Origin of the sequence: Pseudomonas sp. URIL14HWK12:I5 (assembly GCF_900176445.1) — a bacterium.
Lineage (GTDB): Bacteria > Pseudomonadota > Gammaproteobacteria > Pseudomonadales > Pseudomonadaceae > Aquipseudomonas > Aquipseudomonas monteilii.
The window spans coordinates 288,581-303,736 of sequence record NZ_FWXQ01000008.1 but is presented as its reverse complement, the minus strand read 5'-3'; the positions used below and the strand labels follow the sequence as shown (position 1 = coordinate 303,736).

The window sequence follows — 15,156 nt, the reverse complement described above, 5'->3', positions numbered from 1 at the left end:
GGGCTGCGATGCAGCCCCGCACACTGGACGTTTACTTCTTCGCCGCCCAGGCGTTGAAGCGTTGCTCCAGCTGCTCGCTGTTGTCGGCCCAGAAGGCCACGTCGATCTGCACCTGGTTGGCGATGTTTTCAGGCGTGGTCGGCATGTCCTTCTTCACTTCGTCCGACAGCAGGCTCACAGCCTTGGCGTTGGCCGGGCCGTAGGCGATGTTCTCGGAGTAGGTTTTCTGCTGCTCGGGCTGCACGCTGAAAGCGATGAATTTCTTCGCTTCTTCGGCATCCTTGGCGCCTTTCGGAATGGCCCAGGCATCGAAGTCGTAGATGCCGCCGTTCCACACCACCTTGAGGTTGCTCTCTTTCTGCACAGCGGCAATACGGCCGTTGTATGCAGAACTCATGACCACGTCACCCGAGGCCAGGAACTGCGGTGGCTGTGCACCCGCTTCCCACCACTGGATGCTGGGCTTGAGCTCATCGAGCTTCTTGAACGCGCGGTCCTGGCCTTCCTTGGTGGCCAGCACTTTGTAGACGTCCTTGGGCGCAACGCCATCGGCCATCAGTGCGAATTCCATGGTGTACTTGGCACCTTTGCGCAGGCCGCGTTTGCCCGGGAATTTCTTGGTGTCCCAGAAATCAGCCCAGCTGGTAGGTGCGGTTTTCAGCTTGTCGGCATTGTAGGCCATGACCGTGGACCAGACGAAGAAGCCCACGCCGCACGGCTGGATGGCACCCGGCACGTAGTCACTCTCATTGCCAAACAGGGCTGGGTCGAGCTCTTCGAACATGCCCTCATCGCAACCACGCGCCAGCTCTGGCGACTCAACCTCTACCAGGTTCCACGACACGCTCTTGGTGTCGACCATCGCCTTGACCTTCGCCATTTCGCCGTTGTACTCACCGGCGACGATCTTGCCCTTACCCGCCTTCTCCCATGGCTCGTAGAACGCTTTTACCTGGGCCGCCTTGTTGGCGCCCCCGAACGAGATCACGGTGAGGTCTGCGGCCATGACCTGGCCAGCGGCGAACAGCCCCAAGGCCAGGGCGGTCAGTTTCAACTGCTTGCGCATTCTTATTCTCTCCACAGTACAGGGTTGGTGAAGCAATCCATCAATGGGCTTCGGCAATCGGATCGAGCGCGCGGGCGTGCTCCACCTCCCAGCCCAGCGGTACTACATCGCCCACGGCCAACGCCGGGTCGAGCTCGGCAATAGGCTGTTTCACGAAGAAGTCGCCCTTGCCGCAAACTTCCAGGCGCACCCGCACGTGGTCGCCCAGGTAAATGAATTCAGCCACCCGGCCAGAGAAGCGGTTCACGCAGCTTTCGCTGTGGCCGTTCAGGCGCACGCGTTCGGGGCGGATCGACAGGGTGACCGGCTCGCCGGCCTGACCGACATTCACCGCCAGCGCCTCTACCCGCTCACCGCGCGGCAGTTGCACCTGGCAGCGCTTGCCGTCGCTGGCCAGCAATGTGCCGTTGATGCGGTTGTTCTCGCCGATGAAGTTGGCGACGAAGGTATTGCAGGGCTCTTCGTACAGCGTGCGCGGGTCGGCGATCTGCTGGATCTCGCCCTGGTGGAACACCGCCACACGGTCGGACATGGTCAGTGCTTCGCCTTGGTCGTGGGTCACGTACACCACGGTCACACCAAGGCGCTGGTGAATGTGCTTGATCTCCATCTGCATGTGTTCCCGCAGTTGCTTGTCCAGCGCGCCGAGCGGTTCGTCCATCAGCACCAGCTGTGGCTCGAACACCAGCGCCCGGGCCAGGGCCACGCGCTGCTGCTGGCCACCCGAGAGCTGGCCGGGGTAGCGCTTGGCGAAGGCATCGAGCTGCACCATGTTCAGCACGCGTTTGACCCGCTCGCTGATGTCGGTCTTGCTGAGGTTGCGCACGGTCAGCGGGAAGGCCAGGTTCTCGGCCACGGTCATGTGCGGGAACAGCGCGTAGTTCTGGAACACCATGCCGATGTCGCGCTTGTGCGGCGGCACGTTGTTGATCGAGCGCCCGGCCAGCTGGATTTCACCAGCGGTGGGCGTTTCGAAGCCGGCCAGCATCATCAGGCTGGTGGTCTTGCCCGAGCCGGAAGGGCCGAGCAGGGTCAGGAACTCGCCTTTGCGAATCTCCAGGTTGAGGTCTTTGACGATCAGCGACTCGCCGTCGTAGCTCTTCTGCACACCACGGAAGCTGACCAGCGTTTCGCTGGTTGCAGCGTTCGACTTCGCCTCGCTCATGCCTGCACCTTCTTGTTGGATGACTGCGTAGGCAAAAGAGTAGAAGAGGCGCAAGCGCCCGAAAATCGGGGGTGCTGAGAGAATGCCATCATCCGGATGGAAGATTTGTTGTAGGGATTGCCCTACAAGGATGGCGGGATTGGAATGCCCTTGCGAACACTCCACCGAACCTGTGGGAGCGGGCGTGCCCGCGAAGAGGCCGGCACAGCCATGGAGATCAGCAGGTCAGGCCCTTTCACGGGCACGCCCGCTCCCACAGGGACGTCGACAGGTTCACCGATAGCGCATGTCGCAATCAGACCAGCTTGTGCTCCATGGCGTACTTCACCAGCTCCGCCAGCGAGTTCACTTTCAGCTTCTGCATCAGGCGCGCCTTGTGGGTGCTGATGGTCTTGCTCGACAGCGCCAGCTGCTGGGCGATGTCGTTGACGTTGGCGCCCTGGGCCAGGCGCTCGAACACCGAAAACTCGCGCTCCGACAGCAGCGTGTGCAACGGCCGCGACTCAGTCAGGCCCACTTCGAACACCATGCGGTCAGCCAGCGACGGGTCGATGTAACGCCCGCCACCCGCCACCCGGCGAATCGCGGTCAGCAACAGCGCCGGGTCACTGTCCTTGGTGGCATAACCTGCCGCTCCGGCCTTCAGCGCCCGCGCCGCCATTTGTGCCTCGTCGTGCATCGACAACATCAGGATCGCCGGGGCATCGTGCAACGCACGTATCCGCGGGATCGCCTCCAGGCCATTCACACCCGGCATGGAGATATCCAGCAATACCACCTCACAAGGCGTGTGGCGTAAGGTTTCGAGCAGCTGCTCGCCGTTACCGGCCTCCCCCGCCACCTGCATGTCCTTGGCCAGGCCAATCAGTTGTTTGATCCCTTCACGGACAATGGTGTGGTCTTCGGCCACCAGCACTCGAATCACGATCGCTCTCCTACTCCAACGGTATGGCCACGCTCAGGCTGGTGCCCTCGCCCGGCTCGCTGTCCAGCGTCATGCTGCCCCCCAACATCAGCACCCGCTCACGCACGCCCACCAGGCCAAACGAGGTGGGCCGGGTCTGCTCGCGGCAAAAGCCCTGGCCATCATCGCTGACCGTCATGCGCAATTGCCCCTGTGCAAGCACCAGCTCGATCTCCACGCTGTGCGCCTGGGCATGACGCATCACGTTGGTCAGTGCCTCCTGGAGGATACGGAATAACCCAATGGCCTTGGCATCGCTCAATGCTGGCAGATTATCCGGCACTTGTACCAGGCACGGGATCTGCGTGCGCGCCTCGAAACGCCGTGCCTGCCATTCGATGGCCGAGGCAATGCCGGCATCGAGGATTGGCGGGCGCAAGGCCGTGGCCACGTCGCGCACCAACTGGAACAGCTGGGCGATCAGGCGTTTCATGCTACCCAGACGCTCGTTCAGGCCCGGGTCCAGCTCGGCAAAGGCCAGCTCGCACATCGACACTTCCAGCTTGAGCACGGTCAGCATCTGCCCCAGCTCATCATGCACTTCCCGGGCGATGCGGGCTTTCTCTTCTTCACGCACGCTTTCCAGATGGGCCGACAGCTCGCGTAGCTGCTCCTGGGACTTGGCCAGTGCCATTTCGGCCCGCTTGCCTTGGGTGATGTCCCACACCACGCCGTCCCACACCACCTGGCCGTTACCCAGGCGCCGGGTACTGGCCTTGATGTCGGCCCAACGCTGTTCGCCCTGGCGGGTGAGGATGCGGCCCTGCCAGGACCAGTCCTGGTCACTGGCCAGGGCCAGGTCCTGCACCCGGTGGTAATCGGCGCGGTCCTCAGGGTGCACCAGGTTACGCAGCCCCATCTGCGGGTGCTGGATTTCGCCGGGCGTATAGCCCACCAGCGCCTCACTGCCTTCACTGATGTAGGGAAACTCCAGATCGCCCTCGGCCGGGTCGCGTTCCAGACGAAATACCAGCCCCGGCACATTGCCGGCAATGCCCTTCAGCCGCGCCTCGCTTTCGCGCAGTGCCGCCAGGGCACGGTGGCGCTCGGTGACGTCGGCGAGGTAGACCACCAGGTATTCGGAATCACGAAAGCGCAGAAAGCTCAGCGACAGTTCGACCGGCAGCAGGCTGTGGTCGGCCCGTCGGCATTGCGTCTCGAACTGGCCGATACCCGTTGCCCCCGTACGCGCGCCTTTCCACAGCTCCAGCCAGCGGTCCATGTCAAGGCTTGGCTCGAAGTCACCCAGCGGCCGTTCCAGCAGCTCCCCCTCGGCGTAACCCAGCATGCGCTCGGCAGCGTGGTTGGCGTAGCGCACGTGGCTGTCCCAGTTGACCCACAGGATCCCCACCGTGCTCTGGTCGATGGCGAACTGGCTCAATCGCAACGCCTCTTCGCGCACCTGGCGCTCCACCAGGCTTTCCCGCGTGGCCAACAGGCTGCGCTCCAGCTGGCGCTGCTGCCGGCGTTGCCACACCAGCGTGGCTAGCGCGCACAACAGCAGCATGCCGAACAGCAAGGCCAGGTTCTGCCAGAAGCCAGGCGACTCGCTCAGGCGTGGGTACTTCGGTTGCAACCAGCGCTGGTGCATTTGCTCCAGCTCTTTGGCCGGCAATGCCTGCAGGCCACGCTCCAGCACGTCGGCCAGCAGTGGCCAGTCGCGCCGAGAACCAATGCGCAGTAGCTGCGGCAGGCCTATATCGCCAACCACCGCCAGCTCGCTGAACTCGCTCTCACGCGACAGGCGGCTGAGCTGGGCTTCATCCAGCACGGCGAAACTGGCCTGGCCACCTACCACCAGTTGCAAGGCCTCACGCTCGTTGGGTACCCCCTGCAGGTTGAGGTTGCCGTAGTTGCCACGCAGATAATCCGCCAGTTGGCTGGGCATGCGCACCGCCACACGCTGCTCGGCTTCGAGCTTTTCCAGCTCCACCGCCATGGCCCCGGTGCGCGGCCCCACCACCAGTTGCGGCACGCGCATGTACGGGTCACTGAACAACCACAGGCGCAGGCTGGCTGGCGTCTGGGTAAGGCCTGGGGCAAAGTCGATTTCCCCGGCCTGCAGGGCATGTTCAAGGCTGGCCTGGTCGGTGAAGTTGCGCCAGGTAAGGTCGAGGCGCAGTGCCTGCGCCAGGCTGTTCACCAGTTCTACGTTGGCCCCATACAGTTGCTGCAGGCGCCGGTCGAACTGGGCGTAAGGCGCCTGCAGCACCAGGCCGACGCGCAGGCTGCGATGGCTGTCCAGCCACTGCTGCTGCGCAGGTTCCAGTACAACCGTGGGCTCCGCCTCGGTCCTGGCCAAAGCTATCAAGGGCAGCCACAAGCAGCCGATAACCAACAGGCGACGCACTCGCTTCATCTACACGCTCGTCTTGGCAAAGGCGGCCATGCAGCATGGCCGTCACGGGCAAATACTATTAGGCTGCCGGTATCATTCTGGCCTTGGGTTGACGCATGTCCACACTTTATCGCACGACGCTGGCAATGTGCTGCCTGACCTCGATCCTTCCGCTCGCCGCCTTGGCCGCCGATGCAGAAAAAGCACCCGCCACAACCGAGGCACCCGCTGCCGAAGCCCCTCGCCCGCCCCTGCTGGAGCGCAGCCAGGAAGACGCCCTGGCCCTGGAGCGGCTGGTACCCAGGGCTGAGCAACAGACGTTGCAGGCGGGCGCCGACAGCTTCCTGGCCTTGTGGAAGCCGGCCAACGACAGCGACCCGCAAGGGGCAGTGATCATCGTCCCGGGTGCTGGTGAAACGGCCGACTGGCCTAATGCCGTAGGCCCCCTGCGGCAAAAATTCCCAGATGTCGGCTGGCACAGCCTGAGCCTGAGCCTGCCGGATCTGCTGGCCGACAGCCCGCAGGCGCGGGTCGAGGCCAAGCCGGCTGCCGAACCCGAAAAAACCAAGGGTGAAAGTGCGCCAGCCAAGGACGTACCCGCTGACGCCAATGCCAATGTCGCCCAGGCCACTGCTGCCGATGCCGACACGGCGGAAAGTACCGACGCCGAACAGGCCAGCGAGCAGACAGACACGGCCGACGCCGAGCGCATTTTCGCCCGCCTGGACGCTGCTGTGGCGTTTGCCCAGCAGCATAATGCCCGCAGCATCGTGCTGATCGGGCATGGCAGCGGTGCGTACTGGGCAGCCCGCTACCTGAGCGAAAAACAGCCACCGCACGTGCAGAAACTGGTAATGGTGGCGGCGCAGACGCCAGCACGGGTGGAACATGACCTGGAAAGCCTGGCGCCAACCTTGAAGGTGCCTACAGCCGATATCTACTACGCCACCCGCAGCCAGGACCGCAGCGCAGCCCAACAGCGGCTGCAGGCCAGCAAGCGGCAGAAGGACAGCCAGTACCGGCAGTTGTCGCTGATTGCCATGCCGGGGAACAAGGCGGCGGAGCAGGAGCAACTGTTCCGCCGGGTGCGGGGGTGGATGAGCCCACAGGGTTGAGCTGAAATCGATGGGGCCGCTTTGCGGCCCTGTTTTTTACAGGCCCCGCCGCTTACGGATCATGGCATACGCCTGGTGCAACTCACGGGTACGCTCGGTCGCTTCCCGCACCTGCGCCTCACTGGCGCCGGTGCCCGCCAGCTTGTCCGGGTGGTGACGGCTGACCAGCCGACGATAGGCCTGCTTGACCTTGTCGCCTTCGGTGTCCGCCTCCACCGCCAACAAGCGCAAGGCAGCCGCATAGGTCATGGGGACACCTTCCGCGCCCGTAGCCTTGCGTGGCTCGTACTCCAGCGACATGGCCTGCACCTGCCGCCGGCTCAGGCCCAGTTTCTGCCCCCAGTCCAGCAGCAGCTCACGCTCCTTGTTGCCCATCTTGCCGTCGGCCCAGACCATGCGCCAACAGGCACGCAAGGTACCTTCCGCCGCATGTGGCTGCTGGCGAATTCGCCGCAGGTGCCTGCCAAGCCGGTCCTTGCCCGCCTTGCCACGGTTGAACGCATTGATAGCGCGTAGCCGGGCCGCTTCGGCCAGGTCCAGGCGCACCATCTCCTGACGCGCCTGCTGGATGTGCTGCTCGCCCACCCGACCATCGCACTTGGCCAGGCGCCCAAGCATCACGAACAGCAACTCGTCATCGCGCAAGGCCGGGCGCCCGCCCAGGCGCTCGCGCATGTCTTCCCAGCCTTCCAGGCGCAAGCGGCGGTCAAGGGCCTGCCCAAGCAACAGGCCCAGCAAAGCGCCCGGAATGCTGGCCACGGCAAAGCCGGCGCCGGCGCCAATCAGTGTCCCTGGCCACCACATGTCAGGCGCGCTCGCCAATCAGGCGCTCGACTTCGGCCAAGCGTTCGAGCGTGCCGACATCCACCCAGTGCCCACGGTAGTGTTCGCCACTGACCTGCCCTGCCGCCATGGCCTGGCGCAACAGCGGTGCCAGCTTGAAGGCACCCGGTTGGCAGCCTTCGAACAGCGCAGGGTCCAGCACCGAAATGCCACTGAAAGTCAGCGTGCCCGGCGCCTCATCGCCATCGACAACCTGTTCGCCCAGCAGGCGGAAGTCACCTCGGCCATGGTGGCCCGGGTTGTCGACCAGCACCAGGTGAGCAAGCCCTTGCAAGGGGGCTTGCAGGCGTGCGAAGTCGTAGTCGGTCCAGACATCGCCGTTCACCAGCAAAAATGGCGCGTCACCCAACAAAGGCAGGGCCTTGAAGATGCCACCACCGGTTTCCAGCGGCTCGCCCTCGGGCGAATAGCGGATGCTCAGGCCAAAGCGGCTGCCATCACCCAGGTGGTCTTCGATCTGCTGTCCCAGCCAGGCATGGTTGATCACCACCTCGGTAACGCCTGCCGCCGCCAGGGCGCGCAGGTGGTACTCGATCAGCGGCTGACCGGCCACCGGGACCAGCGGTTTTGGGGTGTGCAGGGTCAGCGGGCGCATGCGCTCGCCTTTACCTGCTGCCAGGATCATTGCCTTCATGCACGCGCTCCGGCCTGCAACTGCGCGATCAGTTCACCCAGCTCCGCCAATTCGGGCCGGCGGCTGATCACTTCTTCTATATAGGCGAAGAAACGCGGCACGTCGCCCAGGTAACGGGGTTTACCGTCGCGGTGGCAGATACGGGCGAAGATGCCGATCACCTTCAGGTGGCGCTGCACGCCCATCAGGTCGCTGGCACGCTGGAACGCGTCGAAATCGGCCTGTACCGGGATGCCGGCAGCCTGCGCCTTCTGCCAGTAGTCACGCAGCCAACCTTCGACCCGTGGCTGAGGCCAGCTGAGGAAGGCGTCCTTGAACAGGCAGGTGATGTCGTAGGTGACCGGGCCGTACACCGCGTCCTGGAAGTCCAGCACGCCGGGGTTGGGGGTGCTCTGCATCAGGTTGCGCGGCATGTAGTCGCGGTGCACCAACACCTTGGGCTGGGACAGGGCACTGTCGATCAGCATCTGGCTGATACGCTGCCAGGCAGCCTTCTGGGCATCGGTGAAGGTCAGGCCCAGTTCACGGCCCACGTACCACTCCGGGAACAATTCCACTTCACGGCGCAGCAGCGCGTCGTCGTAGCTGGGCAGTGGCGCGTCCATCGGCAGGCGCTGGAAGGCCAGCAGTGCATCGATAGCGTCTGCGAACAGCCCGTCGGCGTTGTCGGCATCAATGATATCAAGGTATGTCTGATGGCCCAGATCACCCAGCAGCAGGAAGCCGCGCTCCAGGTCTCGGGCGTGGATCAGCGGCACATGCACGCCAGCGCTGGCCAGCAGATGGTCGATGGCGACGAACGGTCGGCAGTTCTCCTGCGGAGGCGGTGCGTCCATGACCACAAAGCTGTGGCCGGCGCCCTGCCAGCGGAAGTAGCGGCGGAAGCTGGCGTCGCTGCTGGCCGCAGTCAGGCTGCCGTTCGGCACTTCGCCCCAGGCGTTGTTGCGGAAAAGATCATTGAGCTGCTCATCGAGCCAGACCGTCAGTTGTTGCAAGCGTACATCGTGTTCAGGCATTACAAGGGTCTCCGACGGCCCTAGCCGTCAAGCGGGTCATGCTTTATTATCCAGCATCTTTTTCAGACCATCGAGAGGCGTGCGGCCCCACACGCGGGCAGATGGCACGCAGGAAGCCCGGACTAATAAGATGGCATTGAAATCCCCCGCGTTTCGTAGAAAGTTTCCGTTGCTGGTAACCGGCGGTCTGCTGGCCCTGCAACCTCTGGCCACGTCGTATGTGGTGGCAGCCGAACAGTTCGACTGCCAAGTGTCCGCTGCCGGTGGTTGGGACTGCAAGCCCAAGGCCCCAGTCAACAACCTGCCGCCGCGCCCGGTGCATGAGGGTGCTGCTGTCAGCACCGGCACCGAAGCCGCGAGCGAAGGCGAAACCGCGGACCGGCCAATGCTGGTCACCGAGGCCAAAGGCCGCGCCCTGAAGTCGCGCAGCGAAGACTACAGCCACCTGGACTGGGTTCCGCGTGAAAAACTCACCGCCGCGCAGCTGGCCGAAACCGGCCCGTACTGCGGGGGTGCGTACATCGAGCCAACCCGCCCGGGCATGGCCGACACCACGCCGAAGGACGAGTCGCCGACCTACATCAACGCCAAGGTGTCCAAGTACCAGCAGGAGCAGCAGATCGCTACCCTCGCCGGTGACGTGGTGATGCGCCAAGGCAGCATGCAGGCCGAAGCCGACGAGGCCAACCTCTACCAGACCGAAAACCGTGGCGAGCTCAAGGGCAACGTCAAGATCCGTGACAACGGCTCGCTGGTGGTCGGTGACGAGGCACAGATTCAGCTCGACACGGGCGAAGCCCAGGTCGATAACGCCGAATATGTGATGCACAAGTCGCACATCCGCGGCAGTGCCCTGTACGCCAAGCGTGGCGAAAACGCCATCATCCGCCTCAAGGACGGTACGTACACCACCTGCGAACCGGGCAGCAACGCCTGGCAGCTGAAGGGCAACAACATCACCCTGAACCCGGCCACCGGTTTCGGTACCGCGACCAACGTGACGCTGCGGGTCAAGGATTTCCCGGTGTTCTACACACCGTACATCTACTTCCCGATCGACGACCGTCGCCAGTCCGGCTTCCTGCCGCCATCGTTCAGCACCAGCAGCGACACCGGCTTCATGCTGGTGACGCCGTACTACTTCAACCTGGCGCCTAACTACGACGCCACGTTGTACCCGCGTTACATGGCCAAGCGCGGCCTGCTGATGGAAGGCGAGTTCCGCTACCTGACGCCTTCGAGCGAAGGCCAGTTCGGTGGCGCGTACCTCAACGACAAGAACGACGACCGCAAAGACCAGACTGACTACAAAGATCAGCGCTGGATGGTCAACTGGCAGCACAAGGGCGGGCTGGACGAGCGCCTGATGGCCGAGGTGGACTACACCGACATCAGCGACCCGTTCTACTTCCAGGACCTGGAGTCCGACCAGATCGGTGTTGAAAGCCAGGACCTGCTGAACCAGCAGGGTGCACTGACCTACCGTGGCGACAGCTACACCGCGCGCCTGAATGTGCATGCCTACGAGATGGCGACCATCTCGAAGATCACCCCGTACGATCGCCTGCCGCAAATCACCTTCAACGGTAAGCTGCCGTACGAGCCGGGTGGGCTGAACATTGCCTACGAAACCGAGGCTGTTCGCTTCGACCGTGATCTGAAAGACGACTTCGTCCTGGATAAAGACGGCAACCCCGACTTCTCCGCCGGCGCCGCTGGCCGTCGCCTGGACCAGAACGTCAGCGGCATTGCCCGTGCAAACGGCAACCGCTACAACGTTGCGCCGTCGATCAGTCTGCCGATGGAAGCCAGCTACGGTTACCTGACGCCCAAGCTGAAGTATGCATACACCCACTACGATCTGGACCTGGACAGCCAGGGTAAAGCCCAGGCCATTGCGCAGTCGGCAAACCCGGCGTATGGCAGCTACAACAGCTCGCTGAACCGCGATGTACCTATTTTCAGCGTCGACAGCGGCCTCTACTTCGACCGCAAGACGTCGTTGTTCGGTACCGACTACAAACAGACTCTCGAACCGCGCCTGTTCTACCTCTACGTCCCGTACAAGGACCAAAAGGACATTCCGCTGTTCGACTCGGGCGAAACCCTGTTCAGTTACGACTCGCTGTTCCGCGACAATCGCTTCAGCGGCACCGACCGCATCGGCGACGAGAACAAACTGTCGCTGGGCGTGACCACCCGCTGGATCGAAGACAACGGCTTCGAGCGCCAGAACTTCAGCATCGGTCAGGCGTACTACTTCAAGGATCGTAAGGTCCAGCTGCCGGGTATCGACTACCGCACTCGCAGCGACTCGCAATCCGATGTGTCGCCGTACGCGCTTATGTACAACTACTTCTTCAACCGTGACTGGCGCTTCAATTCGGACTTCAACTGGGACCCGGACAGCCGCAGCACCCGCTCGGGCAGCGCGATGTTCCACTACCAGCCTGAAGACAACCCGAACAAGGTGCTCAACCTCGGTTATCGCTACCGTAACGACACCATCTCCTACGATTCCACGACGGGTACCTGGAAAGTGGGCGGTGGCGACTACGGTGTTCCTGGTAGCGCGAACTACATCAAGGATTACTACAAGATCCAGCAGCACGATTTCTCGGTCATCTGGCCGATCGTTCCGCAGTGGAACGTTATCGCTCGCTGGCAGCATGACTACAACCGCAACCGCACCCTGGAAGCCATGGGCGGTTTCGAGTACGACAACTGCTGCTGGAAGCTGCGCCTGATCAACCGCTACTGGATCGATTACGACGACTTCAGCCAAGCCCTCCCGGCGAACGAAAAAGGCGACCACGGTGTCTTCCTTCAGATCGTCCTGAAAGGCCTCGGTGGCGTAGTTGGCAACAAGGTCGAATCTTTCCTCGACCAAGGCATTCAAGGTTACCGTGAACGTGAAGACCAAGCTTATTGATCGACTGCGCCCGGCGTTGCTGGGCGTTGCATTGCTGAGTGGCGCGGTGCATGCCGCGGTGCAACCTCTTGATCGCGTGGTGGCCATCGTCGACAACGACGTGGTCATGCAAAGCCAGCTGGACCAGCGTGTCCACGAGGTACAGCAAACCATCGCCAAGCGCGGCGGCGGTGTGCCGCCGACCGGTGCCCTGGAACAGCAAGTACTGGAGCGCCTGATCGTCGAAAACCTGCAACTGCAGATCGGCGAACGTTCCGGCATCCGCATCACCGACGAAGAGCTGAACCAGGCCATCGGCACCATTGCCCAGCGCAATGGCATGTCGCTGGACCAGTTCCGTGCTGCCCTGGCCCACGACGGCCTGTCGTTCGACGACGCCCGCGAGCAGGTCAAGCGCGAGATGATCATCAGCCGCGTGCGCCAGCGCCGTGTGGCCGAGCGCATCCAGGTGTCGGAGCAGGAAGTGAAGAACTTCCTCAACTCCGACATGGGCAAGATGCAGATGTCGGAAGAGTACCGCCTGGCCAACATCCTGATCCCGACCCCGGAAGGCGCCAACTCGGAAGCCATCCAGGCGGCGGCGCGCCAGGTTGGCGATGTGTACCAGCAGCTCAAGCAAGGCGCCGACTTCGGCCAACTGGCCATTGCCCGCTCCGCCAGCGAAAACGCCCTGGAAGGCGGCGAAATGGGCTGGCGTAAAGCCGGCCAGCTGCCACCCGACTTCGCCAAGATGCTCAGCAGCATGCCGGTCGGCGAAATCACCCAGCCTATCCGCATCCCTAACGGCTTCATCATCCTCAAGCTCGAGGAGAAGCGCGGGGGCAGCGAGAACGTGCTGCGTGACGAAGTGCATGTACGCCACATCCTGATCAAGCCAAGCGAGATCCGCAGCGATGCGGCTACCGAGCAACTGGCCGAGCGCCTGTACGACCGCATCAAGAACGGCGAAGACTTCGGCGAACTGGCGAAGAGCTTCTCGGAAGACCCAGGCTCGGCGCTTAACGGCGGCGACCTCAACTGGGTAGACCCGAACAGCCTGGTACCGGAGTTCCGTGAACAGATGGCCAACGCCCAACAAGGCGTTGTAACCAAGCCGTTCAAGACCCAGTACGGCTGGCATGTGCTGGAAGTGCTGGGCCGCCGTGCCACCGACAGCACCGAGCAGGCTCGCGAACAGCAGGCCCTGAGCGTTCTGCGTAACCGCAAGTACGACGAAGAGCTGCAAACCTGGCTGCGCCAGATCCGCGACGAAGCCTACGTTGAAATCAAGCTGCCTGGCGCTGACCAGGCCGCCCAGTGAAGCCCCTGCGCTTCGCCGTCACTCCCGGCGAACCAGCCGGTATAGGTCCCGACCTGTGCCTGCTGCTCGCCGCAGACGCCCAGCCCCACCCCCTGATCGCCATCACCAGCCGTGACCTGCTCGCCGAGCGGGCCACGCTGCTGGGGCTGGCTGTCAGCCTGCTGCCGGTAGCCCCGGGCCAATGGCCCGACCAGCCGGCACCCGCAGGCAGCCTTTACGTCTGGGATACCCCCCTCGCTGCCCCGGTAGCGCCAGGCCAGCTCGACAAAGCCAACGCCGCGTTCGTGCTGGAGACCCTGACCCGTGCAGGCCAAGGCTGCCTGGACGGGCACTTCGCCGGGATGATCACCGCCCCGGTGCACAAGGGTGTTATCAACGAAAGCGGTATCGCCTTCTCCGGGCATACCGAGTTCCTTGCCGAACTGACCCACACCGCACAGGTGGTGATGATGCTGGCCACCCGTGGCTTGCGTGTGGCCCTGGTGACCACACACCTGCCACTGCGTGATATTGCCGACGCCATCACTGCCGAGCGCGTGGAGCGTGTAACCCGTATCCTGCATGCCGACATGCGCGACAAGTTCGGCATCGCCAACCCGCGCATTCTGGTGTGCGGCCTCAACCCGCATGCGGGCGAGGGCGGCCATCTTGGCCGCGAAGAAATCGACATCATCGAGCCGACCCTGGCCCGCCTGCGCACCGAAGGCATGGACCTGCGCGGGCCACTGCCGGCCGATACCCTGTTTACCCCCAAATATCTGGAGCACTGCGACGCGGTGCTGGCGATGTACCACGACCAGGGCCTGCCCGTACTCAAGTACAAAGGCTTCGGCGCTGCGGTCAACGTAACCTTGGGCCTGCCGATCATCCGCACGTCGGTCGACCACGGCACCGCCCTGGACCTGGCCGGCACCGGCAAGGTCGACACCGGCAGCCTGCGCGTCGCGCTGGAAACCGCCTACCAGATGGCCGAGAACCGACCATGAACGAGCAATACCAACACCGGGCGCGCAAGCGCTTCGGCCAGAACTTCCTGCACGACGCCGGCATCATCGACCGCATCCTGCGCGCCATCAACGCCAAGGCCGGCGAACACCTGCTGGAAATCGGCCCGGGCCAGGGCGCCCTGACCGAAGGCCTGCTGGGCAGCGGTGCACAGCTGGATGTGGTGGAACTGGACAAAGACCTGGTGCCGATCCTGCAGCACAAGTTCGCTGACCGCAGCAACTTCCGCCTGCACCAGGGTGACGCCCTGAAGTTCGACTTCAACCAGCTCGGCGTGCCGCCGCGCAGCCTAAAGGTGGTGGGCAACCTGCCCTACAACATTTCCACCCCACTGATCTTCCACCTGCTCAGCCATGCCGGGCTGATCCGTGACATGCACTTCATGCTGCAGAAGGAAGTCGTCGAGCGCATGGCTGCCGGCCCCGGTGGTGGTGATTGGGGGCGTTTGTCGATCATGGTGCAGTACCACTGCCGGGTCGAACACCTGTTCAACGTAGGCCCTGGCGCCTTCAACCCGCCCCCGAAAGTGGACTCGGCCATCGTCCGCCTGGTACCGCACGAAGTGCTGCCACACCCGGCCAAGGATGCCAAGCTGCTGGAGCACGTGGTACGCGAGGCATTCAACCAGCGCCGCAAGACCCTGCGTAACACCATGAAGGGCCTGCTCGACAGCGCGGCCATCGAAGCTGCCGGCGTGGATGGCAGCCTGCGCCCTGAACAGCTGGACCTGGCGGCCTTTGTGCGCCTGGCCGATCAGTTGGCTGACCAGCAAGCCTGA

Annotated in this window: 12 protein-coding genes; 5 read left to right on the top strand and 7 right to left on the bottom strand. The window is 63.5% G+C overall.

The genetic code is table 11. The annotated features are described in order from the left end of the window. Positions 1–31 precede the first annotated feature (31 nt). The 4 genes from B9A31_RS19860 to B9A31_RS19845 form a co-directional block, all read right to left on the bottom strand. On the bottom strand, positions 32–1,066 hold the full coding sequence (locus tag B9A31_RS19860; protein ID WP_019099216.1) for an ABC transporter substrate-binding protein: 1,035 nt from the start codon (positions 1,064–1,066) through the stop codon (positions 32–34). 40 nt (positions 1,067–1,106) lie between these two features. After that, positions 1,107–2,231, bottom strand: coding sequence for an ABC transporter ATP-binding protein (locus B9A31_RS19855; RefSeq protein WP_016715779.1), 1,125 nt, complete (start codon positions 2,229–2,231; stop codon positions 1,107–1,109). 295 nt (positions 2,232–2,526) lie between these two features. Beyond that, positions 2,527–3,159 (bottom strand): response regulator, encoded by a 633-nt coding sequence (locus B9A31_RS19850; protein ID WP_173401663.1) that lies wholly within the window; start codon positions 3,157–3,159, stop codon positions 2,527–2,529. 7 nt (positions 3,160–3,166) lie between these two features. Further along, positions 3,167–5,554 carry a PAS domain-containing sensor histidine kinase gene (locus tag B9A31_RS19845; RefSeq protein ID WP_019099217.1) on the bottom strand — a complete coding sequence of 796 codons (2,388 nt, stop codon included), beginning with the start codon at positions 5,552–5,554 and terminating at the stop codon, positions 3,167–3,169. A 95-nt stretch (positions 5,555–5,649) separates the two neighbouring features. On the opposite strand from B9A31_RS19845, the gene B9A31_RS19840 reads away from it, so the two are divergent. Further along, positions 5,650–6,648 carry an alpha/beta hydrolase family protein gene (locus tag B9A31_RS19840; RefSeq protein ID WP_025754023.1) on the top strand — a complete coding sequence of 333 codons (999 nt, stop codon included), beginning with the start codon at positions 5,650–5,652 and terminating at the stop codon, positions 6,646–6,648. A 36-nt stretch (positions 6,649–6,684) separates the two neighbouring features. Here the strand turns inward: B9A31_RS19840 and B9A31_RS19835 are convergent, their stop codons facing one another. Genes B9A31_RS19835 through B9A31_RS19825 form a run of 3 tightly spaced genes read right to left on the bottom strand, consistent with a single transcriptional unit; the run spans position 6,685 to position 9,141 of the window. Beyond that, on the bottom strand, positions 6,685–7,452 hold the full coding sequence (locus tag B9A31_RS19835) for a TerB family tellurite resistance protein (RefSeq protein ID WP_016715776.1): 768 nt from the start codon (positions 7,450–7,452) through the stop codon (positions 6,685–6,687). 1 nt (position 7,453) lies between these two features. Further along, complete coding sequence (gene murU / locus B9A31_RS19830) at positions 7,454–8,125, bottom strand: N-acetylmuramate alpha-1-phosphate uridylyltransferase MurU (RefSeq protein WP_025754024.1); 672 nt, start codon at positions 8,123–8,125, stop codon at positions 7,454–7,456. After that, positions 8,122–9,141: an aminoglycoside phosphotransferase family protein gene (locus B9A31_RS19825; protein ID WP_084297288.1), complete on the bottom strand. Its 1,020-nt coding sequence runs from the start codon at positions 9,139–9,141 to the stop codon at positions 8,122–8,124. Before B9A31_RS19825 ends, murU begins: the two co-directional genes overlap by 4 nt. Positions 9,142–9,271: 130 nt before the next feature. On the opposite strand from B9A31_RS19825, the gene B9A31_RS19820 reads away from it, so the two are divergent. Genes B9A31_RS19820 through rsmA form a run of 4 tightly spaced genes read left to right on the top strand, consistent with a single transcriptional unit; the run spans position 9,272 to position 15,156 of the window. Beyond that, positions 9,272–12,073: an LPS-assembly protein LptD gene (locus tag B9A31_RS19820; protein ID WP_025754026.1), complete on the top strand. Its 2,802-nt coding sequence runs from the start codon at positions 9,272–9,274 to the stop codon at positions 12,071–12,073. Continuing rightward, on the top strand, positions 12,054–13,373 hold the full coding sequence (gene surA / locus B9A31_RS19815) for a peptidylprolyl isomerase SurA (protein ID WP_025754027.1): 1,320 nt from the start codon (positions 12,054–12,056) through the stop codon (positions 13,371–13,373). Before B9A31_RS19820 ends, surA begins: the two co-directional genes overlap by 20 nt. Then, the gene (gene pdxA, locus B9A31_RS19810; RefSeq protein WP_025754028.1) at positions 13,370–14,359 is read left to right on the top strand and encodes a 4-hydroxythreonine-4-phosphate dehydrogenase PdxA; all 990 of its coding nucleotides are present in this window, start codon (positions 13,370–13,372) and stop codon (positions 14,357–14,359) included. The genes surA and pdxA overlap by 4 nt, the downstream gene beginning before the upstream one ends. After that, positions 14,356–15,156: a 16S rRNA (adenine(1518)-N(6)/adenine(1519)-N(6))-dimethyltransferase RsmA gene (gene rsmA, locus B9A31_RS19805; protein ID WP_019099224.1), complete on the top strand. Its 801-nt coding sequence runs from the start codon at positions 14,356–14,358 to the stop codon at positions 15,154–15,156. Before pdxA ends, rsmA begins: the two co-directional genes overlap by 4 nt.

Bases quoted from the DNA above. Each gene is read 5' to 3' on its own strand.
- B9A31_RS19825 (WP_084297288.1), bottom strand. From the start codon at position 9,141: ATGCCTGAACACGATGTACGCTTGCAACAACTGACGGTCTGGCTCGAT.
- B9A31_RS19860 (WP_019099216.1), bottom strand. From the start codon at position 1,066: ATGCGCAAGCAGTTGAAACTGACCGCCCTGGCCTTGGGGCTGTTCGCC.
- B9A31_RS19835 (WP_016715776.1), bottom strand. From the start codon at position 7,452: ATGTGGTGGCCAGGGACACTGATTGGCGCCGGCGCCGGCTTTGCCGTG.
- B9A31_RS19820 (WP_025754026.1), top strand. From the start codon at position 9,272: ATGGCATTGAAATCCCCCGCGTTTCGTAGAAAGTTTCCGTTGCTGGTA.
- B9A31_RS19855 (WP_016715779.1), bottom strand. From the start codon at position 2,231: ATGAGCGAGGCGAAGTCGAACGCTGCAACCAGCGAAACGCTGGTCAGC.
- rsmA (WP_019099224.1), top strand. From the start codon at position 14,356: ATGAACGAGCAATACCAACACCGGGCGCGCAAGCGCTTCGGCCAGAAC.
- B9A31_RS19840 (WP_025754023.1), top strand. From the start codon at position 5,650: ATGTCCACACTTTATCGCACGACGCTGGCAATGTGCTGCCTGACCTCG.
- B9A31_RS19845 (WP_019099217.1), bottom strand. From the start codon at position 5,554: ATGAAGCGAGTGCGTCGCCTGTTGGTTATCGGCTGCTTGTGGCTGCCC.
- murU (WP_025754024.1), bottom strand. From the start codon at position 8,125: ATGAAGGCAATGATCCTGGCAGCAGGTAAAGGCGAGCGCATGCGCCCG.